This is a genomic window from Microvirga sp. Mcv34 (assembly GCF_024519725.1).
GTDB lineage: Bacteria > Pseudomonadota > Alphaproteobacteria > Rhizobiales > Beijerinckiaceae > Microvirga.
Genome location: NZ_JALJRK010000013.1, coordinates 42,926 through 68,176 on the forward strand (window position 1 = coordinate 42,926; position 25,251 = coordinate 68,176).

At 64.4% G+C, this 25,251-nt stretch carries 27 protein-coding genes and 1 pseudogene; 12 read left to right on the plus strand and 16 right to left on the minus strand.

Annotated features, from left to right (window positions below; all coding sequences use genetic code 11):
* Positions 1-26 precede the first annotated feature (26 nt).
* The 3 genes from der to OC446_RS09785 form a co-directional block, all read right to left on the minus strand.
* Positions 27-1,373, minus strand: a complete 1,347-nt coding sequence (gene der, locus OC446_RS09775; RefSeq protein WP_262028841.1) for a ribosome biogenesis GTPase Der — start codon at positions 1,371-1,373, stop codon at positions 27-29.
* A 13-nt stretch (positions 1,374-1,386) separates the two neighbouring features.
* Entirely contained in the window at positions 1,387-2,061 is a 675-nt protein-coding gene (locus OC446_RS09780; protein WP_262028842.1) for a tetratricopeptide repeat protein, read from the minus strand.
* An 86-nt stretch (positions 2,062-2,147) separates the two neighbouring features.
* The gene (locus OC446_RS09785; protein ID WP_262028843.1) at positions 2,148-2,738 is read right to left on the minus strand and encodes an NnrU family protein; all 591 of its coding nucleotides are present in this window, start codon (positions 2,736-2,738) and stop codon (positions 2,148-2,150) included.
* Between the two features lie 288 nt (positions 2,739-3,026).
* On the opposite strand from OC446_RS09785, the gene OC446_RS09790 reads away from it, so the two are divergent.
* The 4 genes from OC446_RS09790 (at position 3,027) to OC446_RS09805 (ending at position 7,456) form a co-directional block, all read left to right on the plus strand.
* Positions 3,027-3,656: a TRAP transporter small permease subunit gene (locus OC446_RS09790; RefSeq protein WP_262028844.1), complete on the plus strand. Its 630-nt coding sequence runs from the start codon at positions 3,027-3,029 to the stop codon at positions 3,654-3,656.
* Between the two features lie 39 nt (positions 3,657-3,695).
* Positions 3,696-5,591, plus strand: coding sequence for a TRAP transporter large permease subunit (locus OC446_RS09795; RefSeq protein WP_262028845.1), 1,896 nt, complete (start codon positions 3,696-3,698; stop codon positions 5,589-5,591).
* A gap of 353 nt (positions 5,592-5,944) precedes the next feature.
* Entirely contained in the window at positions 5,945-6,772 is an 828-nt protein-coding gene (locus OC446_RS09800; RefSeq protein ID WP_262028846.1) for a PAS domain-containing protein, read from the plus strand.
* Positions 6,773-6,844: 72 nt separating this feature from the next.
* Complete coding sequence (locus OC446_RS09805) at positions 6,845-7,456, plus strand: sensor histidine kinase (protein WP_262028847.1); 612 nt, start codon at positions 6,845-6,847, stop codon at positions 7,454-7,456.
* Between the two features lie 95 nt (positions 7,457-7,551).
* Here the strand turns inward: OC446_RS09805 and OC446_RS09810 are convergent, their stop codons facing one another.
* The 3 genes from OC446_RS09810 to OC446_RS09820 are packed head-to-tail and all read right to left on the minus strand — an operon-like array spanning position 7,552 to position 10,811.
* The gene (locus OC446_RS09810) at positions 7,552-7,899 is read right to left on the minus strand and encodes an ArsC family reductase (protein ID WP_262028848.1); all 348 of its coding nucleotides are present in this window, start codon (positions 7,897-7,899) and stop codon (positions 7,552-7,554) included.
* A 3-nt stretch (positions 7,900-7,902) separates the two neighbouring features.
* Complete coding sequence (gene guaA / locus OC446_RS09815; protein WP_262028849.1) at positions 7,903-9,459, minus strand: glutamine-hydrolyzing GMP synthase; 1,557 nt, start codon at positions 9,457-9,459, stop codon at positions 7,903-7,905.
* 53 nt (positions 9,460-9,512) lie between these two features.
* The gene (locus OC446_RS09820) at positions 9,513-10,811 is read right to left on the minus strand and encodes an RsmB/NOP family class I SAM-dependent RNA methyltransferase (RefSeq protein WP_262028850.1); all 1,299 of its coding nucleotides are present in this window, start codon (positions 10,809-10,811) and stop codon (positions 9,513-9,515) included.
* A gap of 122 nt (positions 10,812-10,933) precedes the next feature.
* Between OC446_RS09820 and OC446_RS09825 the strand changes: the two genes are divergently transcribed.
* A complete protein-coding gene (locus tag OC446_RS09825; RefSeq protein WP_262028851.1) occupies positions 10,934-11,083 on the plus strand; it encodes a hypothetical protein in 150 nt (49 codons plus the stop codon).
* A gap of 42 nt (positions 11,084-11,125) precedes the next feature.
* Here OC446_RS09825 and OC446_RS09830 read toward each other — a convergent pair whose 3' ends face one another.
* Positions 11,126-11,557, minus strand: a complete 432-nt coding sequence (locus OC446_RS09830; RefSeq protein ID WP_262028852.1) for an MAPEG family protein — start codon at positions 11,555-11,557, stop codon at positions 11,126-11,128.
* 21 nt (positions 11,558-11,578) lie between these two features.
* Positions 11,579-13,072 carry an IMP dehydrogenase gene (guaB, locus tag OC446_RS09835; RefSeq protein WP_262028853.1) on the minus strand — a complete coding sequence of 498 codons (1,494 nt, stop codon included), beginning with the start codon at positions 13,070-13,072 and terminating at the stop codon, positions 11,579-11,581.
* A 175-nt stretch (positions 13,073-13,247) separates the two neighbouring features.
* Between guaB and OC446_RS09840 the strand changes: the two genes are divergently transcribed.
* Both OC446_RS09840 and OC446_RS09845 read left to right on the plus strand, forming a co-directional pair.
* Positions 13,248-14,684: a DHA2 family efflux MFS transporter permease subunit gene (locus OC446_RS09840; protein WP_262028854.1), complete on the plus strand. Its 1,437-nt coding sequence runs from the start codon at positions 13,248-13,250 to the stop codon at positions 14,682-14,684.
* Between the two features lie 63 nt (positions 14,685-14,747).
* On the plus strand, positions 14,748-15,605 hold the full coding sequence (locus OC446_RS09845; protein WP_262028855.1) for a dienelactone hydrolase family protein: 858 nt from the start codon (positions 14,748-14,750) through the stop codon (positions 15,603-15,605).
* 64 nt (positions 15,606-15,669) lie between these two features.
* Here OC446_RS09845 and OC446_RS09850 read toward each other — a convergent pair whose 3' ends face one another.
* The 5 genes from OC446_RS09850 to OC446_RS09870 all read right to left on the minus strand — a co-directional run bounded on the left by OC446_RS09850 (position 15,670) and on the right by OC446_RS09870 (position 20,391).
* On the minus strand, positions 15,670-16,167 hold the full coding sequence (locus tag OC446_RS09850; protein ID WP_262028856.1) for a hypothetical protein: 498 nt from the start codon (positions 16,165-16,167) through the stop codon (positions 15,670-15,672).
* Positions 16,168-16,303: 136 nt separating this feature from the next.
* Complete coding sequence (locus OC446_RS09855; protein ID WP_262028857.1) at positions 16,304-17,239, minus strand: Gfo/Idh/MocA family protein; 936 nt, start codon at positions 17,237-17,239, stop codon at positions 16,304-16,306.
* 41 nt (positions 17,240-17,280) lie between these two features.
* Positions 17,281-17,979 (minus strand): RlmE family RNA methyltransferase, encoded by a 699-nt coding sequence (locus OC446_RS09860; RefSeq protein WP_262028858.1) that lies wholly within the window; start codon positions 17,977-17,979, stop codon positions 17,281-17,283.
* On the minus strand, positions 17,976-19,091 hold the full coding sequence (locus OC446_RS09865; protein ID WP_410055050.1) for a Ppx/GppA phosphatase family protein: 1,116 nt from the start codon (positions 19,089-19,091) through the stop codon (positions 17,976-17,978). Before OC446_RS09865 ends, OC446_RS09860 begins: the two co-directional genes overlap by 4 nt.
* A gap of 115 nt (positions 19,092-19,206) precedes the next feature.
* Positions 19,207-20,391 (minus strand): aminotransferase, encoded by a 1,185-nt coding sequence (locus OC446_RS09870; protein ID WP_262028859.1) that lies wholly within the window; start codon positions 20,389-20,391, stop codon positions 19,207-19,209.
* Between OC446_RS09870 and OC446_RS09875 the strand changes: the two genes are divergently transcribed.
* The gene (locus tag OC446_RS09875) at positions 20,390-20,524 is read left to right on the plus strand and encodes a hypothetical protein (protein ID WP_262028860.1); all 135 of its coding nucleotides are present in this window, start codon (positions 20,390-20,392) and stop codon (positions 20,522-20,524) included. The two genes, OC446_RS09870 and OC446_RS09875, sit on opposite strands and share 2 nt — an antisense overlap.
* 70 nt (positions 20,525-20,594) lie before the next feature.
* Here the strand turns inward: OC446_RS09875 and efp are convergent, their stop codons facing one another.
* Entirely contained in the window at positions 20,595-21,116 is a 522-nt protein-coding gene (efp, locus tag OC446_RS09880; protein ID WP_245272918.1) for an elongation factor P, read from the minus strand.
* A gap of 188 nt (positions 21,117-21,304) precedes the next feature.
* Here efp and epmA point away from each other — a divergent pair, with 188 nt between their 5' ends.
* From epmA to OC446_RS09895, 3 genes are all read left to right on the plus strand, one after another.
* The gene (gene epmA / locus OC446_RS09885) at positions 21,305-22,369 is read left to right on the plus strand and encodes an EF-P lysine aminoacylase EpmA (protein WP_262028861.1); all 1,065 of its coding nucleotides are present in this window, start codon (positions 21,305-21,307) and stop codon (positions 22,367-22,369) included.
* Positions 22,366-23,415: a lysine-2,3-aminomutase-like protein gene (locus OC446_RS09890; protein WP_262028862.1), complete on the plus strand. Its 1,050-nt coding sequence runs from the start codon at positions 22,366-22,368 to the stop codon at positions 23,413-23,415. The genes epmA and OC446_RS09890 overlap by 4 nt, the downstream gene beginning before the upstream one ends.
* A gap of 99 nt (positions 23,416-23,514) precedes the next feature.
* Positions 23,515-23,883, plus strand: coding sequence for a hypothetical protein (locus tag OC446_RS09895; RefSeq protein ID WP_262028863.1), 369 nt, complete (start codon positions 23,515-23,517; stop codon positions 23,881-23,883).
* 4 nt (positions 23,884-23,887) lie between these two features.
* Here OC446_RS09895 and arfB read toward each other — a convergent pair whose 3' ends face one another.
* On the minus strand, positions 23,888-24,310 hold the full coding sequence (gene arfB / locus OC446_RS09900; protein ID WP_262028864.1) for an alternative ribosome rescue aminoacyl-tRNA hydrolase ArfB: 423 nt from the start codon (positions 24,308-24,310) through the stop codon (positions 23,888-23,890).
* Positions 24,311-24,675: 365 nt separating this feature from the next.
* Between arfB and OC446_RS09905 the strand changes: the two genes are divergently transcribed.
* Positions 24,676-24,840, plus strand: coding sequence for a hypothetical protein (locus OC446_RS09905; RefSeq protein ID WP_262028865.1), 165 nt, complete (start codon positions 24,676-24,678; stop codon positions 24,838-24,840).
* Here the strand turns inward: OC446_RS09905 and OC446_RS09910 are convergent.
* Positions 24,837-25,251 (minus strand): annotated as a pseudogene (locus tag OC446_RS09910) (DNA-protecting protein DprA); the annotation flags it as partial. The gene OC446_RS09905 and the pseudogene OC446_RS09910 sit on opposite strands and share 4 nt — an antisense overlap.

The following is a 25,251-nucleotide window of genomic DNA, read 5'->3' on the forward strand; positions in this document are numbered from 1 at the left end:
GGCCATGATGCGATACTGAAGGGCGCTTATTTCCGTTCCTTGTCGAACGGGTTCTGACCCATGCGCAGGGACACGCGGATCGGCGTGCCGGGCAGGTCGAAGGCCTGGCGCAGCCCGTTGACCAGATAACGCGTATAGCTCTTCGGCAGGGCATCGAGCTGATTGCCGAACACGGCGAAATGCGGCGGACGCGACTTCACCTGCGTCATGTAGCGGATCTTGATGCGGCGACCCGAAACCGCCGGCGGCGGGTTGGCCTCCAGGGCCTCGGAAAGCCACTGGTTCAGCTTCGCGGTCGAGATGCGGGTGTTCCATTTCTCATATACGTGGAACACGGCCTTCATGAGCGGATCGATGCCGCTGCCGGCGAGGCCCGAGAGCGGCACCACCGGAGCGCCCCGCACCTGCGGCAGCAGGCGGGTGGCCTTCTCCTTCAGGTCCTTCAGGAGGCCCTGCTGGTCGGCGACCAGGTCCCACTTGTTGAGGCCGATCACGAGGGCGCGACCCTCCTGCTCCACCAGGTCGACGATGGACAGATCCTGCTTCTCGAACGGAATCGTGGCGTCGAGCAGCACCACCACCACCTCGGCGAAGCGCACGGCTCGCAGGGCATCCGCCACGGAGAGCTTTTCGAGCTTGTCCTCGACGCGAGCACGCTTACGCAGTCCCGCCGTGTCGAACAGCTTGATCGGACGTCCGCGCCATTCCCAATCGAGGGAGATGGAATCGCGCGTGATGCCGGCTTCCGGCCCGGTGAGCAGGCGATCCTCGCCGACCATGCGGTTGATGAGGGTGGACTTGCCCGCGTTCGGGCGCCCGACGATGGCGACCTGCAGCGGCTTGTTCGGATCGTCCTCCTCGTCCCCCATCTCGTTCGGATCGGGGAAAAAGGGCATCAGCGCCTCGAAGAGGTCCGCCATGCCCTCGCCGTGCTCGGCGGAGAGCGGAACCGGATCCCCCAGCCCAAGCGAGAACGCGTCGTAGGCCCCGGCCATGCCGGAGCCGCCCTCGGCCTTGTTGGCGATGAGGATCACGGGCTTGCCCGAGCGGCGCACCATCTCGGCGAAGGGCCGGTCGGCGGGCAGGATCCCGGCCCGCGCGTCGATCACGAACAGGATCACGTCGGCATCCGCGATGGCGGCCTCGGTCTGGGCGCGCATGCGGCCGAGGAGCGATTCCTCGGTTGCCTCTTCGAGGCCTGCCGTATCGATGATGCGGAATTCGAGATCGCCGAGCTTGGCTTCGCCCTCGCGCCGGTCGCGGGTCACACCCGGCCGGTCGTCCACGAGCGCCAGCTTCTTGCCGACGAGACGATTGAAAAGAGTCGATTTGCCGACATTCGGCCGCCCGACAATGGCGACGGTCGCCGTCATGTCCTGTCCTATCCTACTGGGTCGCCTGCACCGGACCGCCCGCCACGAGGGCGGTATAGACGGCAAGGCGCTGCCTCAGGGAGGACGGCGTCTCGCGATCGGCGGCGATCTGGTCGAACCAGCGACCTGCATAATCCATATCACCGGCCTTAAGGCCGGATAAACCCAAGAGTTCCCTTGCGGAATGCCGCCAGGCGCCGGATGGCGCCGCGAGCGGCTCCACGGCCTGACGCAGCTTGGCGGGCTCGGCCGTATCAAGCCGCAGCCACGCGGCGCGAAGGCGTGCGAGATCCTTCCACAGGGGCGGGACGGCGGCATCGCCCGCGAGGGCGTCGAAGGCCGACGCGCCGTTCTCGGCGTTGTCCTGGCCAAGTTCGGCGGCGAGGCGGAAACGTGCGAGCATGGCGTAACCGGTGCCGCCGTCTTCCTTCACCACGGCCTCGAAGGCCCCTTGCGCGTCCTGACCCTTGTCCTCGGCGGAGAGACGCAAGGCTTCCTCATAGCGCACGGCTGCTTCCTGCGCCCGCGTCTGCTGGGTATGCTCCCAGAACCGCCAGCCGCCGACCCCGGCCACGACCAGCACCACAGCGCCGATGATGATTCCGTTGTAGCGCTTCCAGATCTGGGCGATCCGGTCGCGGCGGTATTCGTCATCGACTTCGCGAATGAACTCGTCGTTCGGGGCCATCGTCTCACTCTTGCGGCCTGAAACCAGCCGTCTCCTGCAATCGAAGCAGGTCGCCTAACATAAGCGACCGCACAAGGCGAGAGGCTTCATGCCCTTACGGGCAGGACCGGAACACCGATCAGCCACGGATGCAGCCAGAATGCGAAGGCCAGATAGGCAATCGTTCCGACCACCAGTGCCAGGACGTCGTTGCGCCAGCCCGCAGGCGTGGCAGTGCCCCCGTGCTGGGCCGCAACGTCGCGGCGCTTGGCGCTGATGCGGGCCAGTACCGCCCAGACCAGGATGGAGCCGAACAAGAGGATCGAACCGAGATCGCCGTTGGCGAGAAGATGCGCAACGGCCCAGATCTTCACCCCGGCGAGCATGGGGTGCTTGAGCCCCGCCTTGATCCGTCCCGGGAGATAGGCCGCCGCGAGGCAGATGAAGGCGAGCCATACCAGGAGAAGGGCGAGGTGTCGCGTCCAGACCGGCGGCTCCCAGACCGGAATATAACCGTTGGCGCGGTAGTGGCCGAAGCCGATGGCGATCAGCACGATGCCGAGCAGGGACACCACGGAGTAGAGGCCTTTGTAAGGCCCCTCGCCGATCCTCCCGACCAGGGCGGCTCGGCGGCCGCGCGCCATGCTGAAGGAATGCATGCCGAGAAAGATCAAGAGTCCGAGGATCAGCAGCGTCACGGGCACCTCCGCGTTTTAGGAACTTATAGCCATTCCAAACCTGGAATACCAAGGGCGAACACCGGGAAGCACGACGTAAGACCGAAAGCCCAGACATCGAACCCGCAAGTTTCCTATCGCGCTCAAAGCCTTATTCTGCCTAAACTTTTAACAATGGCCCATCTTGCAGCCCGAAAATTTCCCCGCTAGGAGGGCCGCAAACCTTGTTTAGACTAATCGGCACTAGCGACGCCGCCCCAAGTTCGATAGCTAGGCAGCAACGTTTCAACAATTTCAAGGGGGAGACAGGTGACGGCGCTTCTTGGGCTATCCCGGGTCATCGACTCGATCAATGAACGCATCGGTAAGGTCGCTGCCTGGGCCATCGTGGTGGCCATCCTGGTCTCGGCCGTCAATGCTATCATCCGGCGCGTTTTCGGCGTCTCATCCAACGCCTGGCTCGAGCTGCAATGGTACCTGTTCGGCGCCGTGTTCATGCTCTGCGCCGCCTGGACCCTGAAAGCGAACGAGCACATCCGCATCGACATCCTATCGAGCAGGCTGTCGAAGCGCGGCCGGGACGGCATCGACGTTTTCGGCCACGTCTTCTTCCTGTTCCCCTTCGTGGCCCTGCTGCTCTGGCTGTGCATCCCCTACTTCATCAACTCGTATCGCTCGGGCGAGGTCTCCTCGAATGCTGGCGGCCTGCTGATCTGGCCGGCCAAGGGCCTCATCCTGCTGGGCTTCATCTCCATGTTCTTCCAGTGGCTGAGCGAGCTGATCAAGCGCGTCGCCATCATGAAGGGCCAGCTGGCGGACGAGAACGACGCCGTCGGGCACCATAGCGCTGCCGCGGAGGCAGAGCGGCTCATTCAAGAGATCGGCACCGTCAACACGCCCGGCGCGGGCGGAACACCCCCCGGCGACGGCGTCAGCTGACCCTCGGCGCCTGTCACAAGTTTTCCGGAGTTACCATCAATGGCTGCATTGATTGCCCAGAACCTCGCGCCGATCATGTTCGCGGCGCTCGTAGTCTTCCTCCTCCTCGGCTATCCGGTCGCCTTTGCCCTGGCGGCCAACGGCCTTTTGTTCTTCTTCATCGCCGTGGAGCTCGCTCCCTACGCCCCTGAGACCATCACCCTGTCCTGGCCGCTTCTCCAGGCCCTGCCCGACCGCATCTACGGCACCATGTCGAACGAGGTGCTGCTGGCGGTCCCGTTCTTCACCTTCATGGGTCTGGTGCTGGAACGCTCCGGCATGGCCGAGGACCTGCTCGACACGATCGGCCAGCTCTTCGGGCCGGTGCGCGGCGGGCTTGCCTATGCGGTGATCTTCGTCGGCGCGCTGCTGGCCGCCACCACCGGCGTCGTCGCGGCTTCCGTGATCTCCATGGGCCTTATCTCCCTGCCGATCATGCTGCGCTACGGCTATGATCGCCGCGTCGCCTCCGGCGTGATCGCGGCCTCCGGCACGCTCGCCCAGATTATCCCGCCCTCCCTCGTTCTCATCGTCATGGCCGACCAGCTCGGCCGCTCGGTGGGCGACATGTACGAGGGCGCCTTCCTGCCCGGTCTGATCCTGACGGCGCTCTATGCCGGCTACATCATGCTGATATCGATCGTGTTCCCGAAATCGGCGCCCGGCCTTCCGCCGGAAGCCATCGGTTACCGCGAACCCGATGGCGCGCGCGGCGTGTGGCAGCTCGGTATCCTGGTCCTGTTCTCGGGCTTCGTCGGCTATTACGTCCTTTCGCAGACCGGCACCAAGGCCGGGGCCGACTTCGTCATCCTGACGATCTGCGTCGCCACCGTAGTGGCTCTGATTTGCGCTCTGATGAACAAGATGCTGGGCGCCAAGCGCATCGCGATCTCGGCGGTCCTGACGGCCATCCTGGTGGGCATATACGCCTATCTGCACAGCCAGGGTCATGAAGGTCTCGCGCTGACCTTCGAAATGATCCTCGCCGGAGCGATCTATGCGCTCTTCGTCGGCGTGGTTGAGCGGTTCACCGGGTTGCGTCTCATGTCCAACATGGCGCAGCAGGTCACCTTCGTCATGGTGCCCCCGCTCCTGCTGATCTTCCTTGTGCTGGGCACCATCTTCATCGGCCTCGCCACACCGACCGAAGGCGGCGCCATGGGCGCGTTGGGCTCCGTGATCCTCGCGGCCGTCAAGCGCAAGCTCGACAACAACCCCACCCGCTTCAACTGGACCCTCGTTCGGCAGGCGACAGAGGCGACCGCGAAGCTCTCGGCCTTCGTGCTCTTCATCCTGATCGGCGCCCGCGTGTTCTCGCTCACCTTCTACGGCGTGAACGGCCACATCTGGGTCGAGCATCTGCTCACATCGCTTCCGGGCGGGCAGGTCGGGTTCCTGATCGTCGTGAACGTGCTGGTGTTCTTCCTGGCCTTCTTCCTCGATTACTTCGAGCTGGCTTTCATCATCATCCCGCTCCTCGGGCCGGCGGCCGACAAGCTCGGCATCGACCTGATCTGGTTCGGCGTGATCCTGGCGGTGAACATGCAGACCTCGTTCATGCACCCGCCCTTCGGCTTCGCCCTATTCTTCCTGCGTTCGGTGGCCCCCAAGGTGCCTTACATCGACCGCCTGACGGGCAAGAAGATGGAGCCGGTGACCACGGGACAGATCTATCAGGGTGCCATTCCCTTCGTGATCATCCAGCTCATCATGGTGGCCATTGTGATCACATTCCCAGGCATCGTCACGCACTACAAGGGGACGGGCGCGACCGTCGACCCGGCAGCGGTGCAGAAAAAGCTCGACGAGCTGCTGGTCCCAGGTCTCGGCGGCCCCGGCAGCGAACCGGGCGGTCTCCCCGGCCTGAACTTCGACGAGCCGCCGAAGATCCAGTAAGGCCGGCTTACGTGGTTTACGAAAAAGGCGGGCTTTGCGGCCCGCCTTTTGTTTTGCCCAGGATTGCTCACTCTGCTCATTTCGGAAGGATGCCCCGGACGACCATAGGAAGTATTGCCCGCGGCAGCGATCTTTCCATTATAATGTTTTGTCGCCACAAAACAGCCCGTTTTCCTGGCTAGATATAACAACTCAAAGAGTATTCTTTGATCCGCAATCCGAAAGAATAACGAAGCACTTACGCAGATCGGCAAGGTTGACTTAAGTCAAAACCATTTCTTTGGAAGCATGCTATGTGATGTTTGATCCAAGAAATTATGTATTCTGGGGCGTTATAGCAAGGCTTTGACCCGGTGTTGGAGATCTCTAACGACCTGAAGATTACTCTCGACCTGTTATCTACCGCAATATTCTTGATCGACAGAAACCAAACCTGTGTTGGCATGAATGCAGCGGCCGCGACGCTAACAGGCTACTCTCCGCGGGAACTGGATGGCCGCTCTTTGCAGGAAATCCTACTCTACGGAGGCCATGGGGATGTTCCTGCATCGCATGACAAATCGTTCTTCGAGCATCCATATCCCCGAGATCGTGAGATGAGGGGAGAGGCGGTTTTCCGCCACAAGAACGGAACTCCTTTTCCCGTGGCTTTCAGGGCGTGTCCTATCCTGGATAGCAGCCAGAATGCTTCTGGTACCCTCCTTGAAGTCCAGGCCCTCGAGCTTGATGAAACCCAAGCAACGCTCCGCAAGCGCTCCGAACGGCTGCAGGCCCTTGCCAGCGCCTCCCTCGCCATTACGGCGGCCACCTCGCTCGAGGAGTTGCTCATCAGCGTCACGAAGGCCGCGCAGGAAATTGTCGGCGTGCATCAGGCAACCGTTGGATTTCTTCAAAACAACAGCTGGAGCTCGCTCATCGCCGTCAACCTCTTGTCCGATAAATACAAGGAATGGCAGGACTTTAGGGCTTCTCCCCATGGTTCTGGAATTTACACGATGATCGGTGAGACCAATAAGCCGATCCGCATGACGCAAGCCGAACTCGAGGCGCATCCGCGCTGGCGTGGCTTCGGTCAATATGCGAGTGCTCATCCCCCGATGAGAGGGTGGCTTGCGGCGCCTCTCGTCTGGAAGGACGACAGAATTCTGGGGCTCATCCAGCTCTCGGACAAAATGGATTGAAGCGAGTTCGATGCCGAGGACGAAGCCGTCATCGTCCAGCTTTCTCAACTTGCTTCAGTTGCCATCGAGCGTGTGCGGGCCGAGGAGCAGCAGCGGCTGCTCATCAACGAGCTGAACCATCGGGTCAAGAACACGCTCGCCACTGTTCAATCGATTGCCGCCCATACCCTGCGCAACACGGATACGCCAAAATCCGTCCATGAAGCCTTCCTGGGGCGACTGATATCGCTGGCCCAATCCCATAACGTGCTGACGCGAGAAAACTGGGAGGGGGCGGAGCTGACATCCGTGATCGAGGGAGCCGTCAAGGCCTATCGCGGCGGGTTGCCCGAGCGTGTTCGTATGCGCGGCCCCAAGGTGCGGGTGAGCCCAAGGATGGTGCTTTCGCTTTCGATGGCGCTCTATGAGCTCGCCACCAACGCCGCGAAATATGGCGCGCTCTCGAACGATACCGGAGAGGTCGAAATTGTCTGGGACTTGCACAGCCCTTCCCCAGACAGCGAAGAGCGTCAGCTTCTCCTGTCCTGGCAGGAGCGCGGCGGACCACCCGTGAAGCCCCCGGCCCGCAAGGGCTTCGGCTCCCGCCTTATCGAACGCGGACTAGGCGCGGAGCTGGGTGGCAAGGCACGGATCGCTTACGACCCGGAAGGTGTGTCCTGCGAGATCACCTTGCCGATCGAGTGAAGCGCTACCTCGCATGCGCCGACCCTGAGATCCCAAATGCTACCGCGATAGATCGCGTCCAACTGCCCACTGAGGCAACCCGAAATCCGAAGCCTTTACCGAACTGCCTCGTCATAAAGCTCCGGCTGGAAGCCGACGAGAATGCGCCCGCCCAAATCGAGCACGGGGCGCTTGATCATTGAGGGTTGGTCGAGCATAAGCGCGAGCGCCTTGTGCTCATCAAGATCGACCTTCTCATTATCCGGCAGCTTGCGAAACGTGGTTCCGGCCCGGTTGAGCAGCGTCTTCCAGCCCGCATCGCGAGCCCAGGCTTCAAGACGCGCCCGGTCGATGCCATCCACCTTGTAGTCATGGAAAACGTAAGTCACGCCCCGGGCCTCGAGCCAAGCACGCGCCTTCTTCATCGTGTCGCAGTTCCTGATGCCGTAGATCGTGACCGTCATCCGTCACTCCCATTCGATGGTGCCGGGCGGCTTCGAGGTGATGTCGTAGGTGACGCGGTTGATGCCTTTCACCTCGTTGATGATGCGGGTGGCAACGCGGCCGAGGAAGGTCATGTCGAAGGGGTAGAAGTCTGCCGTCATGCCGTCGATGGAGGTCACGGCGCGGAGCGCACAGACGTGGTCGTAGGTGCGCGCATCGCCCATCACGCCCACGGTCTTGACCGGAAGCAGCACGGCGAAAGCCTGCCAGATCTCATCGTAGAGGCCGGCATTGCGGATCTCTTCGAGATAGATCGCGTCGGCCTTGCGCAGGATGTCGAGCTTCTCGCGGGTGATCTCGCCAGGAACCCGGATGGCGAGGCCCGGGCCGGGGAAAGGATGGCGTCCCACGAAGGCGTCCGGCAGGCCGAGCTCACGGCCGAGCACCCTCACCTCATCCTTGAACAGCTCGCGCAGCGGCTCAACGAGCTTCATCTTCATGCGCTCAGGCAGGCCCCCCACATTGTGGTGACTCTTGATGGTGACCGAAGGCCCGCCGGTGAAGGACACGCTTTCGATCACGTCCGGATAGAGCGTGCCTTGCGCCAGGAAGTCCGCGCCGCCGATCTTCTTGGCCTCCTCGTCGAACACGTCGATGAAGAGCTTGCCGATGGTCTTGCGCTTGACCTCCGGGTCGGACACACCTTCGAGAGCGCCGATGAACAGATCCTGCGCCTGCACATGCACGAGCGGGATATTGTAATGGTCACGGAAGAGCGTGACCACCTGCTCGGCTTCCGCAGCGCGCAGCAGGCCATGGTCGACGAACACGCAGGTGAGCTGGTCGCCGATGGCCTCGTGGATCAGCACCGCGGCCACGGCGGAATCGACACCTCCCGACAGGCCGCAGATCACCCGGCCGGTTCCCACCTGGGCGCGGATACGCTCGATGGCCTCCTCACGGAAGGCCTTCATGGTCCAGTCGCCTTTGCAGCCGGCGATGTCGCGCACGAAGTTGCGGATGAGCTGGGCGCCCTGCGGCGTGTGCACCACTTCGGGGTGGAACTGCACGGCGTAGAACTTCCGCGCCTCGTCGGCGACGGCCGCGAAGGGAGCGTTCTCGGAGATCGCCAGCACCTCGAAGCCTGCCGGCAGACGGGTGACCCGGTCGCCGTGGCTCATCCACACGGGATATTTCTTGCCGACCTGCCAGACGCCCTGGAACAGCGGGCTCTCGGTCAGCACCTCGACTTCGGCGCGGCCGAACTCCGAATGGTGTCCGCTCTCGACCTCGCCGCCGAGCTGCGCCGCCATGGTCTGCTGGCCGTAGCAGATGCCGAAGACCGGCAGGTCCGTGTCGAAGAGCTCCTGGGGCGCCCGGGGCGAGGCATCCGTCGTCACCGATTCCGGCCCGCCCGAGAGGATCACGCCCCTGGGCTTCATGGTCCGGATCGCCTCGGCGGCCTTCTGGAACGGCACAACCTCCGAATAGACCCCGTCCTCGCGCACGCGCCGTGCGATGAGCTGGGTCACCTGGGAGCCGAAATCGACGATGAGGATTTTGTCGTGGGTCTGGGTCATGGCGGGTTCTTACGGCCTTCGAGGTCGGATCGACAATCGGAATATGAGGCTTTTCATGGGTTTCGCACCAGGATCGCGGCGAAAAAGCCGTCGGTCCCGGTCTTGTGCGGGGTCAGCTGGAGCCCGTGGGCGGTCGGGCGCACGCGGGTCTTCAGCTGGCCGAGCTGCGCCGCCTCCAGCGCCTTGTCAGCCGGCACGGACTTGAAGCCCTCATGACGGGCCATGAAGGCCGCCAACGCGTCATCGTTCTCCTCGCGCAGGATCGAACAGGTGATGTAGACGATGCGGCCGCCCGGCTTTACCAACCGGGCCGCCCGCTCGAGAACAGCCTCCTGTTCCTTGCGCCGGGTCTCCAGGCTGCCCGGGCGCAGGCGCCATTTCGCATCCGGGTTGCGCCGCCAGGTGCCGACGCCCGTGCAGGGCGCGTCCACCACAACGCAGTCGATCTTTCCGTCGAGATCCGTCACCGCATCGGCTTTCGCCCGAGGCGTGCGGACCTGGACATTGCGCACCCCTGCCCGCGCCAGCCGGTCGTGGATCGGCGCGAGGCGGCGGGAATCGTTGTCGGTGGCGTAGATCTGGCCGTGGTTCTCCATCATGGCCGCCAACGCCAGGGTCTTGCCACCGCCGCCTGCGCAGAGATCGACCACCTGCTCGCCGGGCTTGGCACCCGAGAGCAGCGCCACGAGCTGCGAGCCCTCGTCCTGGATCTCGATCCAGCCTTTCAGGAATTCGGGCTCGGACTGCACGGCCGGCCCGCGACCGTCCTCGCTCGGCGCGATCCGCAGGCCCAGCGGCGAGAGGGGCGTCTCGACGGCGCCGAGATGCGGAAGGGCATCATGCGCCTCCTCGCGGGAGGAGACCTTGAGGGTGTTCACCCGCAGATCCAGCGGGGCGCGGGTCGCAAGCGCCTGCATTTCGGCCACGAGATCCTCGCCGAAGAGTCCCTGGAGCGACGGCTCGATCCAGTCTGGGAAGTCACCTGCCACAGAGGCCGGAGCACCGCTGAGATCGGCGTTCTCCAGGCGCGCGCGCTCGTCAGCCGAGAGCGGTTCGGGCGCGAAGCGCTCGCCGGAGCAGAGCGCCGCGATGGCATCAAGGCCGAGACCGCGCTGCAGGCGCAGCATGCCGAGCAGGACCGCGCGGGGCGTGTTCTCGCCCATGATCCAGGTCGCGGAAGCTTTCCGGCGCAGGGCGTCGTAGACGAGGCTCGCGATGGCGGCCCGGTCCTTGGAGCCTGCGAAGCGATGGGACAGGCCCCAATCCTTCAGGGCCTCGGTCGCCGGACGGCGGCGGGCCTCGATATCGGCCAGGACCTCGATGGCGGCGGAGATGCGGGCTGCAGGTGTCATCGAAAAAGCACACTCAAGCTTGGCCGTATAAACGACATATTGTTACCTATTTTTCGTCCGCATCGGGAGTGGATGGTGAGGGTGCGTGCAGTCCGCACGTTTCCTCTTTGGAGCCACTCTCTATGTTGACCCGACTGACCCGCGGCCTCGTTGCCGTCGGCCTCACCCTGACCATCGCCGCTTGCGCCACAGCCCCGGCTGCCGACCTCACCCCGCCCCCGGCGAAGCAGATGGATGCCAAGACGCAGCTCGAGAGCGGTCGGAAGTACTAATGCGATGCGCGGGATGGGCGCGACGCTCATCCCGCCCCTCCCCTAGACCCCAGTCTCGGCCGCGAGCACCCGAATGCCGAAGATGACCCACATGGCGACCAGGATCAGCACCCCGACCACGAACGCCATGAAGCGCTGAGACACCTTGTTCGAGGTCGTGTGGATGGCCGCATGGACGAGGCGGCTCGCCACGAACATCCAGGACATCACCACGAACAGCATATCGGCCTTGCGGGTGATCAGCGCCAGTATCACCAGCACATAGAACAGGACCGGCAGTTCGAACTGATTATGGTACGAGTTCTGGACCTGCAGGATGCGCGTCGGCCAGTTTCGCTCGCCCAAGGCGATATCCTTGACCTTCACGTGCCCCGCCCGAAGGCTGCCCAGCCGTGAACTGCCCATCCAGAGCAGCAGCAGGACGGTCATCGCGACCTGGACGTAGACGGGGAGAAGGATGGCGGTGATGCTCATGGGTGCGAACTCGACTGAAGCTTAGCTACGAGTCGGGTAGTTAGGGCTCTCCCGGGTGATCGTCACGTCGTGGACGTGGCTTTCACGCAGACCCGCGCTGGTGATGCGGATGAACTTGGCCTTTTCCTGGAATTCCGGCAGGGTCCCGGCGCCCACATAGCCCATGGAGGCGCGAAGGCCGCCGGTGAGCTGGTGCAGCACGGCCGAGACGGGTCCCTTGTACGCCACCTGCCCCTCGATGCCTTCCGGCACAAGCTTGAGGGTGTCGCGCACCTCCGCCTGGAAGTAGCGGTCTGCGGAGCCGCGCGCCATGGCACCGACCGAGCCCATGCCCCGGTAGGACTTGTAGGAGCGGCCCTGGTAGAGGAAGACCTCGCCCGGGGTTTCGTCCGTGCCCGCGAGCAGCGAACCCACCATGGCGCAGGAGGCGCCGGCCGAGAGGGCCTTGGCGAGATCGCCCGAGAACTTGATGCCGCCGTCGGCGATCACCGGCACGTCGGCCTGCGAGGCGGCCTCGACCGCCTCCATGATAGCCGTGAGCTGGGGCACGCCGACGCCCGCCACGATGCGGGTCGTGCAGATCGAGCCCGGACCGATGCCGACCTTGATGGCATCCGCGCCCGCGTCGATCAGCGCCTGAGCGCCTTCCCGGGTCGCCACGTTGCCGGCCACCACCTGAACGGCGTTGGAGAGCTTCTTCACACGGGTGACGCTGTCCAGGACCTTCACGGAATGGCCGTGGGCGGTATCGACCACCACGACGTCGCAGCCCGCATCGATGAGGCGCTCGGCGCGCTCGAAGCCCTGCTCGCCCGTGGTCGTCGCAGCGGCGACTAGGAGCCGGCCCTGCGCATCCTTGGCGGCGTTCGGGTAGGCGACCTGCTTTTCGATGTCCTTCACGGTGATCAGGCCGATGCAGCGGTAATGATCGTCGACGACCAGGAGCTTCTCGATGCGGAACTGGTGCAGGAGGCGGCGGGCCTCGTCCTGGCTCACGCCCTCGCGGACCGTGATCAGGCGGTCCTTGGTCATCAGCTCGGAGACCTTCTGGCCGGGATTGTTGGCGAAGCGCACGTCGCGGTTGGTCAGGATGCCGACCAGCTTGCCCTTCGTGCCGCCAGGACCGCGCTCCACCACCGGAATGCCGGAAATGCCGTGATGCTTCATCATGGCAAGAGCCTCGGCCAGGGTCTCGTCAGGGTGGATTGTGATCGGATTCATCACCATGCCCGACTCGTAACGCTTCACGAGACGGACCTGCTCGGCCTGGGCTTCCGGCTCGAGATTGCGGTGGATCACGCCGAGGCCGCCGTTCTGGGCCATGGCAATGGCCATGCGAGCTTCCGTCACCGTATCCATGGCGGAAGCGATGATCGGCATGTTGAGACGGATCGTCCGGGTCAGCCGGGTCGCCACGTCGACGTCGCCGGGCAGGACTTCGGAGCGGCCGGGCCGGAGGAGCACGTCATCGAAGGTCAGTCCTTCGATGAACTTATCGGCGAATATAGAGGCCATGACCAACTCCTTCAGGGGGTGCGGATTAAATGGAATAACGCTTTGGCGAGTTGGCACGGGTCCGTAGCACGGGCATGTCAATTAGCAAAGGGTCGAGTGCCGCTTCTCCAGAAGACCTGCCTTGCGCCCTTTTGCTCTTTGCAATGGCCTTGCCGAGCGCTAAGTCCCACGAGTCATGCGTCAATCCCGCCTTCTCCCGCTGATCATCGCTACAGCCCTGTTCATGGAGAACACGGATTCGACCGTGATCTCCACCTCCCTGCCGATGATCGCGCAGAGCCTGGGGACGGATCCGATCGCCCTCAAGCTGGCCCTCACCTCCTATCTGGTCAGCCTTGCCATCTTCATTCCGATCTCGGGCTGGATGGCGGACAAGTACGGGGCGCGCACGATCTTCACCACCGCCATCGGGGTGTTCATGGCGGGTTCGCTCGCCTGCGCGGCCGCCAATTCCCTCGAATGGTTCGTAATCGCCCGGTTCGTACAGGGCGCCGGCGGAGCCATGATGGTGCCCGTGGGCCGCCTCGTGCTTCTGCGGAGCGTGCCACGCAGCGAGGTCGTGCAGGCGCTCGCGACCCTGACGATCCCGGCCCTCGTCGGCCCCATCGTCGGCCCGCCGCTCGGCGGCTTCATCACCGAGTTCTTCAACTGGCGCTGGATCTTCTTCATCAACATCCCCATCGGCATCATCGGGATCGTGATGGCCACGATGTTCGTGCCGAACATCAAGGAAGAGGACACGCCGCCGCTGGACTTCATCGGGTTCCTGCTCTCCGGCTTCGGTTTCGCGCTGCTCATGCTCGGCTTCGCCTCGGGCGGGCGACACCTGATCCCGGAGGAGATCTCGCTCGGCTGCGTCGTGATCGGCGCGATCTGTCTTGTCCTCTACGTCTTGCACGCGCGGCGCACGCCCCATCCGGTCCTGCGTCTCAGCCTGTTGAAGATCCCGACCTTCCGCATCAGCGTGGTAGGCGGGTTCCTCTTCCGCATCGGGATCGGGGCGATTCCATTCCTCCTGCCCCTGATGCTGCAGGTCGGCTTCGGCTTGAGCCCGCTGGCATCCGGCTCACTCACCTTCATCGCGGCCGTGGGTGCCTTGTTCATGAAGACCATGGCCAAGCGCATCCTGGAACGGACGGGCTTCCGGCGGCTCCTGACGATCAATGCCTTCATCGGGGCGGCTTTCGTGGCCGCCAACGGGTTCTTCACGCCCGAGACGCCCCATTGGCTCATGATGGCCATCCTGCTGGTCGGTGGCTGCTTCCGGTCGCTTCAGTTCACCAGCCTCAACGCCATCGGCTATGCGGAGATCTCCAACCGGGAGATGAGCTACGCCACCAGCCTGTCGAGTGCCCTGCAGCAGGTCTCGCTTAGCATCGGCGTGGCCTTCGGAGCTTTCGTGCTGGAGACGGCGGCAAGCCTGGACGGCAATCCCGCCATCACGGCCTCTGATTTCGGCCCGGCCTTCTGGGCGGTCGCGACCGTATCCGCGCTGGCCGGCTTCGTCTTCATCGGCCTGTCGCCGACGGCCGGCGCCGAGATGTCCGGACACAGGATTGTGAAGGGGAAACCCGCTTCCTCCGGCCTCGGGGACGGTATTTCAGGCCGCTAGGCTGCGCTACCCTCCCGTCGCAAACAAACGCACCGGACGAATCCGGTGCTTGGGAGGCCGCCCGTGGATCAGCGCATCATCGACCTTTATGACGACTTCACTCATGGCGGACTGAGCCGCCGCACCTTCCTCGACAGGCTTGCCGCCCTGGCTGGCAGCACCGCCGCCGCCACGACCCTGCTTTCGGTCCTGCAGAGCAACTATGCCATGGCGCAGACCGTTCAGGAGAACGATCCGAGGATCACCGCCGAGACGGTCGATATTCCGGGCATTCCGGGGCTGAAAGGCTATCTCGTGAAGCCGAAGGATGCCACGGGCAAGCTGCCGACCGTCATCGTTATCCATGAGAACCGGGGCCTCAACCCTCACATCAAGGACGTCACCCGGCGCGTGGCGACCCAGGGCTTCATCGCGCTCGGCCTCGATTACCTCTCCCCGATGGGCGGCACGCCCGCCGACGAGGACAAGGGCCGCGATATGATCGGCCAGCTCAAGGCCCCAGACGTGATCGCCTACGGCAAGGCGGCGGTCGCCTACCTGAAGGGGCTACCGGACGGGAACGGCAAGGTCGGGGCCATCGGCTTCTGCTGGGGCGGCGGCGCGGTGAACAACCTCGCCGTCAACGAGCCCGGCCTGAATGCGGGCGTGGCCTATTACGGTGGCCAGCCTAAAGCCGAGGACGTGCTTAAGATCAATGCCGCGCTGCTGCTGCATTACGGCGGCCTCGACGATCGGATCAATGCCGGTATCCCGGCCTACGAAGCGGCCCTCAAGCAGGCCGGAAAGACCTATGAGATCTACGTCTACGAGGGCGCCAACCACGCTTTCAACAACGACACTGGAGCCGCCCGCTACAACAAGGAAGCGGCCGATCTGGCCTGGGGCCGCACGGTGGCGTTTCTCAAGAAGCACCTGGCTTAGCGGGCGTATCCATCATTCCGGGCTCACCGCAAGTGGCCCGGAATGATGGCCGCTGGCGTTCTCGTCAGCCCTTCAGGCGGGCGTTGCACTGCGAATAGTAGCCGCCGCCCTTCTCGATCCATTTCAAGCCGCCATTGCCGTTTCCGCCGCCCGCCTCATTGGCCTTGTACTGATCGAGGCAGGTGTGCATCCGGGCCTTTCCGGCGGATTCGGTCGAGTATTTCGACGAAAGGGCGGTTGGGAACACTACGTTGCCGCGCGTCGTCGAGGTTGCGGGCCGCGCCGCGGGTGGGGTGGCACGGCTTTGGGGCGCGACGGCTCCCGTGGTTGCCGGAGCCGGCGGACTGGCTGCCGCCGGAGCCGCCGCTGCCGTCGAGCCGCATTGCGCCTTGCGGAAGTCGTTCCAGGACGTGGAGCCGAGCGTTCCGGCCGTCTGAGCGGCCCTATACTTGGCGCTGCACTCCTTCATCGTCAGGGCGGAGGCAGGTGTCAGATGGGAAAGGATCAGTCCTGCGGTGCCCGCCAGGATGGCAGACACGATGAGACGCCGTTGCATGATCAACCTCCCGAATGAACGGGCTCGCAGGTCGGGGCAACGCTCCTTGCACGCCTTAAGGCAGCGCTTCCTGTCGTGGCTCGACAGGCGAGCCCTTAAACCATGTCGGAGGGGCCGGTAATGTTCCCTGCAAGGGCTCCGCTCAATCCTCGAACGCGTCCACCTGGACACGTTTTCCGACCATGAACGCATCCCCCACGAGGCGGAACGGCGCATCGTCGACTTCCGACCGGCCGGCATTCAGCAGTTCATCGAAGCGGCGATAGATGCCTTGGTATTCCTGCGGCTCCTCCTGCACGACCTGCCGGCCGCCGATTTCGAGGCAGCTTCCGCCATGGGTGAGCTTGAGGCCGAGGCCCGCTTCCGTCTCCACCTCGATGTCCCAGGTCTGAGGCCCGGTCTGGCGCCAGTCGAACACCGCCTCCAGGTCGCCCTGGCCGTGGCTCATGGAGAACGTGAGATGCGCGGCGATCGGGGCATCGCGGTTGGCGGGAAACTCGAGGTTCGACGTCTTGATGAAGACCGGCTCGGGCATGATGCGGGTCACGATGGAGAGCGCGTTGATGCCCGGATCGAACACGCCGAAGCCGCCGGCCTGCCAGATCCATTGCTGCCCCGGGTGCCAGTGCCGCACGTCCTCCTTCCAGGTCACGAGAAGGCGCTTGATCGTCCAGCCGGCGAGCGCCTTCTTCGCCTCCTCGACCGCCTTGTTGTACTGGGCGTGCCAAGTGGTGAAGACGACTTTGCCCACCTTCTGGGCGAGTTCCTTGAGATCCTCGAGTTCGCTCAGGGTCGCGGCAGGCGGCTTTTCCAGCAGCACGCTCTTTCCCGCCAGAAGCACATCCCGGGCGATCTGGTGGCGGACCTGGGGCGGCGTGCAGATGGACACCGCCTCCACCTCCGGGATCTTCAGGAGGTCGCGGTAATCCTGGAAACTGTACTTGGCCTCGTCCGGCTGGAGACCGCGCTGACTCGCGACGGCCAGAAGCTCGAAATCGGGATTGGCCTTGATAACTGGCAGATGCTGGTCCTGCGCGATCTTGCCGAGGCCGATGATGCCGATCTTATGCGGTGCCATGGTCGTTTCCCTGTGATCGAAAGCCGTCGGGCAGGAACCCGTCAGGCGGCCGGCGTCTCGTCCGCCCGTCCCCGGAAACCGGTAGCCAGCACATAGAGTTCCGCCGAATCGGCGCGGCTCGCCGCCGGCTTCACATGGCGCACGACCGCGAAGTCGCGCTTGAGATCGGCCAGGAGCTGGTTCTCGGTGCCGCCCTGGAACACCTTTGCCACGAAGGCGCCGCCGGGCGCGAGGACCTCGCGGGCGAAATAGATCGCCGCCTCGGCGAGGCCGATGATGCGCAGGTGGTCGGTCTTCTTGTGTCCGGTCGTGTTGGCCGCCATGTCAGACATGACCACATCGGCCGGGCCGCCGAGCATCTCGATCAACTTGGCCGGGGCGCTCTCGTCCAGGAAGTCGAGCTGAATGAACTCGACGCCGGCCATCGGGTCGATGGGCAGAAGGTCGATGCCGACGATCTTTCCGTTCGGCCCCACCTTCTTGGCGGCGATCTGCGACCAGCCGCCGGGCGCCGCGCCGAGATCGATGATGCGCTGGCCGGGCTTCAGGATCTTGTACTTGTCGTCGATCTCGATCAGCTTGAAGGCCGCCCGCGACCGGTAGCCCTCGCGCTTCGCGCGGGCGACGTAAGGGTCGTTGAGCTGGCGCTCCAGCCATTTCTGAGACGAGAGGGAGCGCTTGTTGGCGGTTTTCACACGCTGCTTGAGATTGCGGACGCCGGAACCTGTCTTGGCGCTCACCGCTGGCCCCCTCGCCACACCGAATCCTCTCGCATCATCTTCATCAGAATTCCTTCGCGCAGTCCGCGATCCGCGATGCGCAGGCGCTCCGACGGAAAGGCCCGCCGGATCGCTTCCAAAATGGCGCAGCCCGCGAGAACCAGATCGGCTCGATCCTTGCCGATGCAGGGATTCTCGGCCCGCTGCGTGAAGTCCGAATGCAGCAGACGCTGCATCACCGTCGAGATCTCGCCGTTGCGCATCCACATCCCATCGACACGACGACGGTCGTAGCGCGCAAGACCCAGGTGAATGCCCCCGACCGTGGTGACGGTTCCAGAGGTTCCGAGCAGATGGAAGTTGTGCGCCCGCCCCGCCGAGGCCGCGACGAGCGCGAAATCGAGCAGAAGCTCGGATACTTCCTCCACCATGCCCTCGAAGGTCTCGGGCGTGACGTCGATCCCGCCATAGCGTTCAGCCAGCGTCACCACCCCGACGGGCAGTGAATCCCATGCGCGGATGCGCTTGCAGGGATCGGCGAAGGCGTGCGGCGCCTGGCCGTCGAGCCAAGCGATCTCGGTCGAGCCGCCTCCGATATCGAACACGATGACGGAATGGGCCTTGGGATCGACCAGCGACGCGCAGCCCGTGACGGCGAGATAAGCCTCCGTCTTGCGATCGACAACCTCGAGCTCCAGGTCGAGCTCGTCGCGGACGCGTTCGATGAAGGATGGGCCGTTCTCGGCCAGCCGGCAGGCTTCCGTGGCCACGAGGCGCGCCCGCGTGACATCCTTCGCGGCCATCTTCTCACGGCACACGCGCAGCGCATCGATGGTTCGCGAAATGGCGTCCTCGCTCAGGCGATTGCCGCGGCCAAGGCCCTCGCCGAGCCGCACGATGCGCGAGAAAGCATCGACGACGCGAAAGCCGAAATGCGCAGGTTCCGCAATGAGAAGGCGACAATTGTTCGTACCGAGATCGAGCGCCGCGTAGCTTTTGGAAGAGCGCCGCCGATAGTCCGACCGCACCGGCTGGGGACGCTCGGCAACCAAGGCCGCGGCGTTTGCGGAACCGTCCAACGGCTCCGCATGTCGGTCTCCTGGCTCTGCTGTCACGTCCACTTTGACGGTCAAAACGAATCCCCAAGCACCCGTGTCGGCTGCCTTGTTTGCAGGAGAGAGTAACCGTCGCCCTGCCGTCCTGCCAAGGGCAGGGTCCGCAGATTGTGCCTCATCCTCACGGGGAGGGTCAGAGCGACAGGCCGCGAAAACGCTCCGTCAGGCCGCTCAGGACATCGGCTCCCACATTGGCGATGGCGACGCGCAGATGCCCCTCCTGACCGGGTCCGAAATAGCTCCCCGGAAGGCACAGAACGCCCCGTTCCGTGGCGAGCTTTTCCGCCACCTGCTGCGCCTTGGCACCTGAGAAGGGGTGGCGCAGATAGGCGAAATACGCGCCGACCGACTCGATCTTCCATTCCGGCAGAGGCGCGAGAGCCTCCTGAAAAACCTGTGCACGCCGGTTGATCTCGGCCCTGTTGTCCTCGCGCCAGTCGCGCAGGGCGTCGATGGCCCACGGCAGCGCCGCTTGAGCGGTCCGTGGGGCGCAGATCTGGATGCAGTCGAGAATCTTGGCGATCTGCTCAACGAGCCTGGCGTCCGCCGTGATGGCGCCTGTGCGGTGCCCCGGGATCGCGTAGGACTTCGAAAAGGAATAGAGCTGGATCACCGTGTCCCGCCATTCCTCAGTTGAAAACAGCCCGTGCGCGCGGTTCATACCCTGAGGCAGGAAATCCCGGTAAGTCTCGTCGATCACGAGATAAATGCCGCGTTTGCGGCAAAGCTGCGCGAAGGCTTCGATGACATGGGCGGGATAGACGGCCCCGGTCGGGTTGTTGGGCGTGACGAGCACGATGGCCCGCGCATTCCCGTCGATCAACGCCTCCGCATCCTCCACCCGAGGCACGAAACCATGCTCGGGGCGGCAGGACAGCGGGCGCGGCTCGATGCCCAGCATCTCGAGGGTCATCTGATGGTTGAAATACCAGGGTGTCGGCAGCAGCACCGCTTCGCCGCGATGGGCGAGCAGCATCATGGCGGCGAAGAAAGCCATGTTGCAGCCGGCCGTGATCGCCGTGTCCTCCGGGGCGATACTGCCCTCATAGAGGCGCGAAAGATCGTCCGCATAGGCTAGCCGGAGGTCCTGGTCGCCGTTGATCGGCCCGTATTGCGAACCCGCGGCCGAACCTGCGGCGGCGGCCATCCGCTCCAGCAGACCGGCATGGGGCGCATTGCCCGGAACAGCCTGGGACAGGTTGATCAGCGGCCCGAACGAGCCGTCGTAGCGCCTAGTCCAGCTCTGCGCCTCTGGGATCGGAGGGCTTCCCACGTCCGCAACGAGTGGGTTGATGGGGTTTACGAGACCGGACGTCATGAAATCGTTCGACTCCAAAAATTTAAGGGCAGGATTTCCGGTGAGCCTCCACCGAAACCTCCTGCCCTTCAAGGTCTGTTTGGATACTGCCTTCGTCATGGCCGGGCCTGTCCCGGCCATCCCGATGCTGTGAAGCGCGGTGCCTTTCCAACCGAAATCGCCGGCACAAGACCGGTGATGCCGTTCGAGAAGAGGACGCTCCCTTAGTCCTTCGCGCGTTCCACGTAGGAGCCGTCTTCCGTCATGATCACGACGCGGGTGCCGGCCTGAATGTGGGGCGGCACGAGGGTGCGCACGCCGTTGGACAGCATGGCGGGCTTGTAGGACGAGGAGGCCGTCTGGCCCTTCACGACCGGCTCGGTCTCTGTGATCTCGAGGGTCACGCGGGCCGGCAGCTCGATGGCGATCGCGACGCCGTTGTGGGTCGAGAGCATCACGGCCATGCCTTCCTGAAGATAGGCCTTCTGGTCGCCGATGATGTCCTCCGGCACGACCACCTGGTCGTAGGTCTCCGGGTTCATGAAGTGGAAGCCCTCGCCGTCCTGATACAGGAAGGTGTGCTCCCGGTCCTCGACGAAGGCGCGCTCGACCTGCTCGGTCGTGCGGTAGCGCTCGGAGACCTTCACGCCATCGGAGATGCGGCGCATGTCGAGCTGGGTGACGGGCGTGCCCTTGCCGGGGTGGATGTTCTGGGCGGTGAGAACCACATAGAGCTTGCCGTCCATATCGACGACATTGCCTTTGCGGAGCGTAGAGGCGATGACCTTCACGAGAAGCTTTCCTTGTGACAGATAGGGGCGCGTCGTGAGGGTCGGGTCGTCCTGCCCCCAGTGGCACCGAAAAACTGTTTCGGTGCCGCAAGTAGCCTATCTTCGCGCAAATCGCCAGTCCGACCTTAACGAGCGCCTTTGGAATGGATAAGCCCGCACCTGCCCCTTCTCCCTGGTGGACGCCCCATGTCCACGCGGACCGGCGCCCGTTCCTGATGGGCCGGAACCGGATCCAGGCGGCCCTGCGCGGGTTCTTCGCCTCCCGTGATTTCGTGGAAGTCGATACGGCCACGCTCCAGGTATCGCCGGGGAACGAGGCGCATCTCCATGCCTTCGCGACGGAGGCCATCGGCCATGACGGGGCCCGGACGCCCCTCTATCTGCACACCTCCCCGGAATTCGCCTGCAAGAAGCTGCTCGCCGCCGGCGAGACCCGGATTGCCTGCTTCGCTCACGTGTACCGGAACCGGGAGCGCGGCCCCCTGCACCACCCGGAATTCACCATGCTCGAATGGTATCGGGCTGGCGAGGGCTACGAGACGCTGATGCGGGATTGCGGCGAGATCCTTGGCCTCGCGGCCGAGACCGCGGGTACCCGCACCCTCGTCTATCGCGGCCGGGAGACCGATCCCTTCCGGGAGCCCGAGCGTCTGAGCGTCGCCGAGGCCTTTCAGCGTTTCGCCCGCATCGATCTTCTCGCCTCCATCGACCGAAGCGGCGCGACGGACCGGGACCATCTCGCCGCCGATCTTCGCCGTGCGGGCCTGCGGGTGGCGGAGGACGACACCTGGGCGGACCTGTTCAGCCGCGTCATCGTGGAACGGGTCGAGCCCCATCTCGGCCTCGGGCGCGCCACGATCCTGGATGAGTACCCGGTCGCGGAGGCGGCTCTGGCCCGCCCGACCGCCCGCGACCCGCGCGTGGCCGAGCGGTTCGAGCTCTATGGCTGTGGGGTGGAACTCGCCAACGCCTTCGGCGAACTCACCGATGCCGGCGAGCAGCGGCGGCGGTTCGAGGCAGAGATGGCGGAAAAGATGCGGGTCTATGGCGAAAGCTATCCCCTGGACGAGGATTTCCTGGCAGCCCTGGGCCAGATGCCGGAGGCGAGCGGCATCGCCCTCGGCTTCGACAGGCTGGTGATGCTCGCCACCGGCGCGTCACGGATCGATCAGGTGATCTGGGCGCCCGTACCGGAGACGAGCCGTTGAACGCGATCCGCCCCGTCCGCACCCCGGCCGATCTGGTCGAGGCAGGCCTTGTCGCGCCCGAAGACCGCGCTCGGATCGAGGCGGTGGCCGAGCGGTACGCCATCGCAATCAGCCCCGCCATGGCCGCGCTCATCGACCTGAATGACCCGAATGATCCCATCGCGCGCCAGTTCGTGCCCGATCCGGCGGAGTTGACGGTCACGGCGGAGGAGCGCGCGGATCCCATCGGCGACTTGGCGCACAGCCCTGTCGAGGGCATCGTGCATCGCTATCCCGACCGGGTACTGCTCAAGGCCGTGCATGTCTGCCCGGTCTATTGCCGCTTCTGCTTCCGCCGCGAGATGGTGGGCCCGCAGGGGCTCGGCACCCTTTCGCCGGAGGCGATGGGCCGCGCCTTCGCCTATATCGCCGATCACCCGGAGATCTGGGAGGTGATCCTCACCGGAGGCGATCCCCTGATGCTCTCGCCCCGTCGCCTCGCCGAGATCATGGAGCGGCTGTCCGCCATCGATCACGTGAAGGTGGTGCGCTTCCATACGCGCGTGCCGGTGGTCGAGCCGGAGCGTATCGACGAGGCCCTGATCGCAGCCCTGAAGGCGAGCGGCAAGACCGCCTATGTGGCCCTCCACGCCAACCATCCTCGCGAGCTGACGCCCGAGGCGCGCGCGGCCTGCGCCCGGCTCGTGGATGCGGGCGTCGTGATGATCAGCCAGTCGGTCCTGCTGAAAGGGATCAACGACGATCCGGACACGCTCGCCGCCCTCATGCGCGCCTTCGTGGAGACGAGGGTGAAGCCCTATTACCTCCACCACCCGGACCTTGCCCCCGGCACGAGTCATTTCCGCCTCTCGATCGAGGAGGGTCGGGCCCTGGTGGCGAGCCTGCGCGGCCGGATCTCGGGGCTTTGCCAGCCAACCTACATCCTCGACATCCCCGGCGGACACGGGAAGGCCGTCATCGGGCCCGACGCCATCCGCGGGTCCGACGGCTGCTTCACGGTCGCGGATTTCAGGGGCGGCGAGCACGCCTATCCTCCCTCGGAGTGAGGCCCCGGCGCCGGTTTTCACTCATCGCCTGCACCGGACTGCGATAAGATCGCATGGCGTGTGGACCCGGCGGTCCTTCCCTGTGCATGGGGTCTGGCGATGGCGAAGGAAGCTGACGAACCTGTCGAATCCGAAGAGCCGCAACGGGTCGACTCCACCTTCCGCAACGGCTCCATCACGGCCATCGGTGTCGTCGTCGGCTTTTCCCTCGGGTTCCTGAGCCGCTGGTCGGCGGTTCCCGGCGAATGGACCCATTCGGACCTCGTCTCGGTGGCCCTGATCACCGTGGGACTCGCCCTGCAGGTGAAGGCGCTGGCGGACCTGCTGCTGGTCTCCTCGCTTCAGCTCAAGCGCTACAACCGGTCGATCCGGTTCTTCCTCACCGGCCTCATCCTCGTCGGCCTCGGGGTCGTGCTCGCCGTCTTCGCCGACCTCCTGGGCATGGGCGGCATCGTCCTCCAGGGATAACGCCTCAATCAAAGCCGGGCTTACCGCTGCGCCCCTTCTTGATGTCGGACCGCCGCCCTTTCGCCTCCAGCCGGCGCTTCTTCGAGGCAAGGGTCGGCCGGGTGGGACGGCGGATCTTGGGCCGCTCGGTCGCCTGGCGGATCAGGTCGACCAGGCGCTCCACCGCGTCTTCCCGGTTGCGCTCCTGGGTGCGGAAGCGCTGGGCCGTGATGATCAGAACGCCCTCGTTCGTCAGCCGCTTTCCGGCAAGCCTCACCAGCTTTTCCTTTACATAGTCGGGCAGCGAAGGCGAATTGCGCACGTCGAACCGCAGCTGGACGGCCGTCTCGACCTTGTTGACGTTCTGACCGCCTGGCCCCGATGCACGGATAAAACTCTCCTGAAGCTCGGCTTCATCGAGCGCGATGGAATTCGTCACATGGATCATCGAAGCCTCGGAGTTTACGCGGACTATAGGACCGAAGTGGGAGGTCGGGCCTCCATGCAAGCATAATCACGTTCTGTCGATGGCTTCGGCCGATTTCAGGTGGATGGATGCCGACATCTTGGGAGCCGTCTTCCAGCTCCCGGTCAGGGCCGTTGCGGGCCCGATGCTACCATGGATCTCCGCCCCGACGAGCCTATACAACCTATAGTTAAATAGTTATCTCTTGTCTTATTTTTGGTTGTGCTGCTATCTATGCATATTGAAACAAGGAGACAGCGGCAGCCTCAATGTCAAAGCCCCCGACCAACTCCCCGAGTGTTCACGCACCGAACGAGCCGGAGGTTGCCCTCGCGAGCCGAGGGAGCATGTCCACCCAGGAAACGGCCCAATATATTTCCGAGTTTTCGGCCGAGCTGTCCTCTCTCGCCCGCGAGACCAAGCTCGATCTCCTGGCCTATCTCCTCGACATGGCACGGCTGGAGGCCATCAGGGCCCTGCAGGCAGCGGACAGGGATACCCTGAAGGGCTAGCGCCCGATGATGAGCGACACCGCATTGCCGCCATGGCGTTCGAGGCGCCCGGCCATTTCCAGCTCGAGCAGGGCCATCTGAACGTTGCGGATGGGAAGACCCGACTGACGGACGAGATCGTCGACGGCCACCGGCGACGGTCCGAGGAACGCGATCAGATCGGCCTCAGCTTCACTGCTCTCCTCCTCGAACCCCGCATCGGGCGCGACCGGCCTTACAGGCGGACGGATCACGTCGGGCAGGTCCAGTTCGTCCCAGAGTTCCTCGACCCCAATGACGTGGTGCGGCTCCTCGGCGCCCCGGTCGAGATCCGGCCCGGAGGCGATCAGCGGCTCCAGGACGCTGGTCACGTGGTCGATTCCCGCACAGAGGGTGGCGCCGTCGCGGATCAGGTCGTTGGTGCCCTCGGCC

Coding starts and splice junctions, on each gene's coding strand:
- der (WP_262028841.1), bottom strand. CDS start 1,373: ATGACGGCGACCGTCGCCATTGTCGGGCGGCCGAATGTCGGCAAATCG.
- OC446_RS09780 (WP_262028842.1), bottom strand. CDS start 2,061: ATGGCCCCGAACGACGAGTTCATTCGCGAAGTCGATGACGAATACCGC.
- OC446_RS09795 (WP_262028845.1), top strand. CDS start 3,696: ATGGCTGCATTGATTGCCCAGAACCTCGCGCCGATCATGTTCGCGGCG.
- OC446_RS09810 (WP_262028848.1), bottom strand. CDS start 7,899: ATGACGGTCACGATCTACGGCATCAGGAACTGCGACACGATGAAGAAG.
- guaA (WP_262028849.1), bottom strand. CDS start 9,459: ATGACCCAGACCCACGACAAAATCCTCATCGTCGATTTCGGCTCCCAG.
- OC446_RS09820 (WP_262028850.1), bottom strand. CDS start 10,811: ATGACACCTGCAGCCCGCATCTCCGCCGCCATCGAGGTCCTGGCCGAT.
- OC446_RS09825 (WP_262028851.1), top strand. CDS start 10,934: ATGTTGACCCGACTGACCCGCGGCCTCGTTGCCGTCGGCCTCACCCTG.
- OC446_RS09830 (WP_262028852.1), bottom strand. CDS start 11,557: ATGAGCATCACCGCCATCCTTCTCCCCGTCTACGTCCAGGTCGCGATG.
- guaB (WP_262028853.1), bottom strand. CDS start 13,072: ATGGCCTCTATATTCGCCGATAAGTTCATCGAAGGACTGACCTTCGAT.
- OC446_RS09840 (WP_262028854.1), top strand. CDS start 13,248: ATGCGTCAATCCCGCCTTCTCCCGCTGATCATCGCTACAGCCCTGTTC.
- OC446_RS09855 (WP_262028857.1), bottom strand. CDS start 17,239: ATGGCACCGCATAAGATCGGCATCATCGGCCTCGGCAAGATCGCGCAG.
- OC446_RS09875 (WP_262028860.1), top strand. CDS start 20,390: ATGAAATCGTTCGACTCCAAAAATTTAAGGGCAGGATTTCCGGTGAGC.
- OC446_RS09870 (WP_262028859.1), bottom strand. CDS start 20,391: ATGACGTCCGGTCTCGTAAACCCCATCAACCCACTCGTTGCGGACGTG.
- efp (WP_245272918.1), bottom strand. CDS start 21,116: ATGGACGGCAAGCTCTATGTGGTTCTCACCGCCCAGAACATCCACCCC.
- epmA (WP_262028861.1), top strand. CDS start 21,305: ATGGATAAGCCCGCACCTGCCCCTTCTCCCTGGTGGACGCCCCATGTC.
- OC446_RS09895 (WP_262028863.1), top strand. CDS start 23,515: ATGGCGAAGGAAGCTGACGAACCTGTCGAATCCGAAGAGCCGCAACGG.
- arfB (WP_262028864.1), bottom strand. CDS start 24,310: ATGATCCATGTGACGAATTCCATCGCGCTCGATGAAGCCGAGCTTCAG.
- OC446_RS09905 (WP_262028865.1), top strand. CDS start 24,676: ATGTCCACCCAGGAAACGGCCCAATATATTTCCGAGTTTTCGGCCGAG.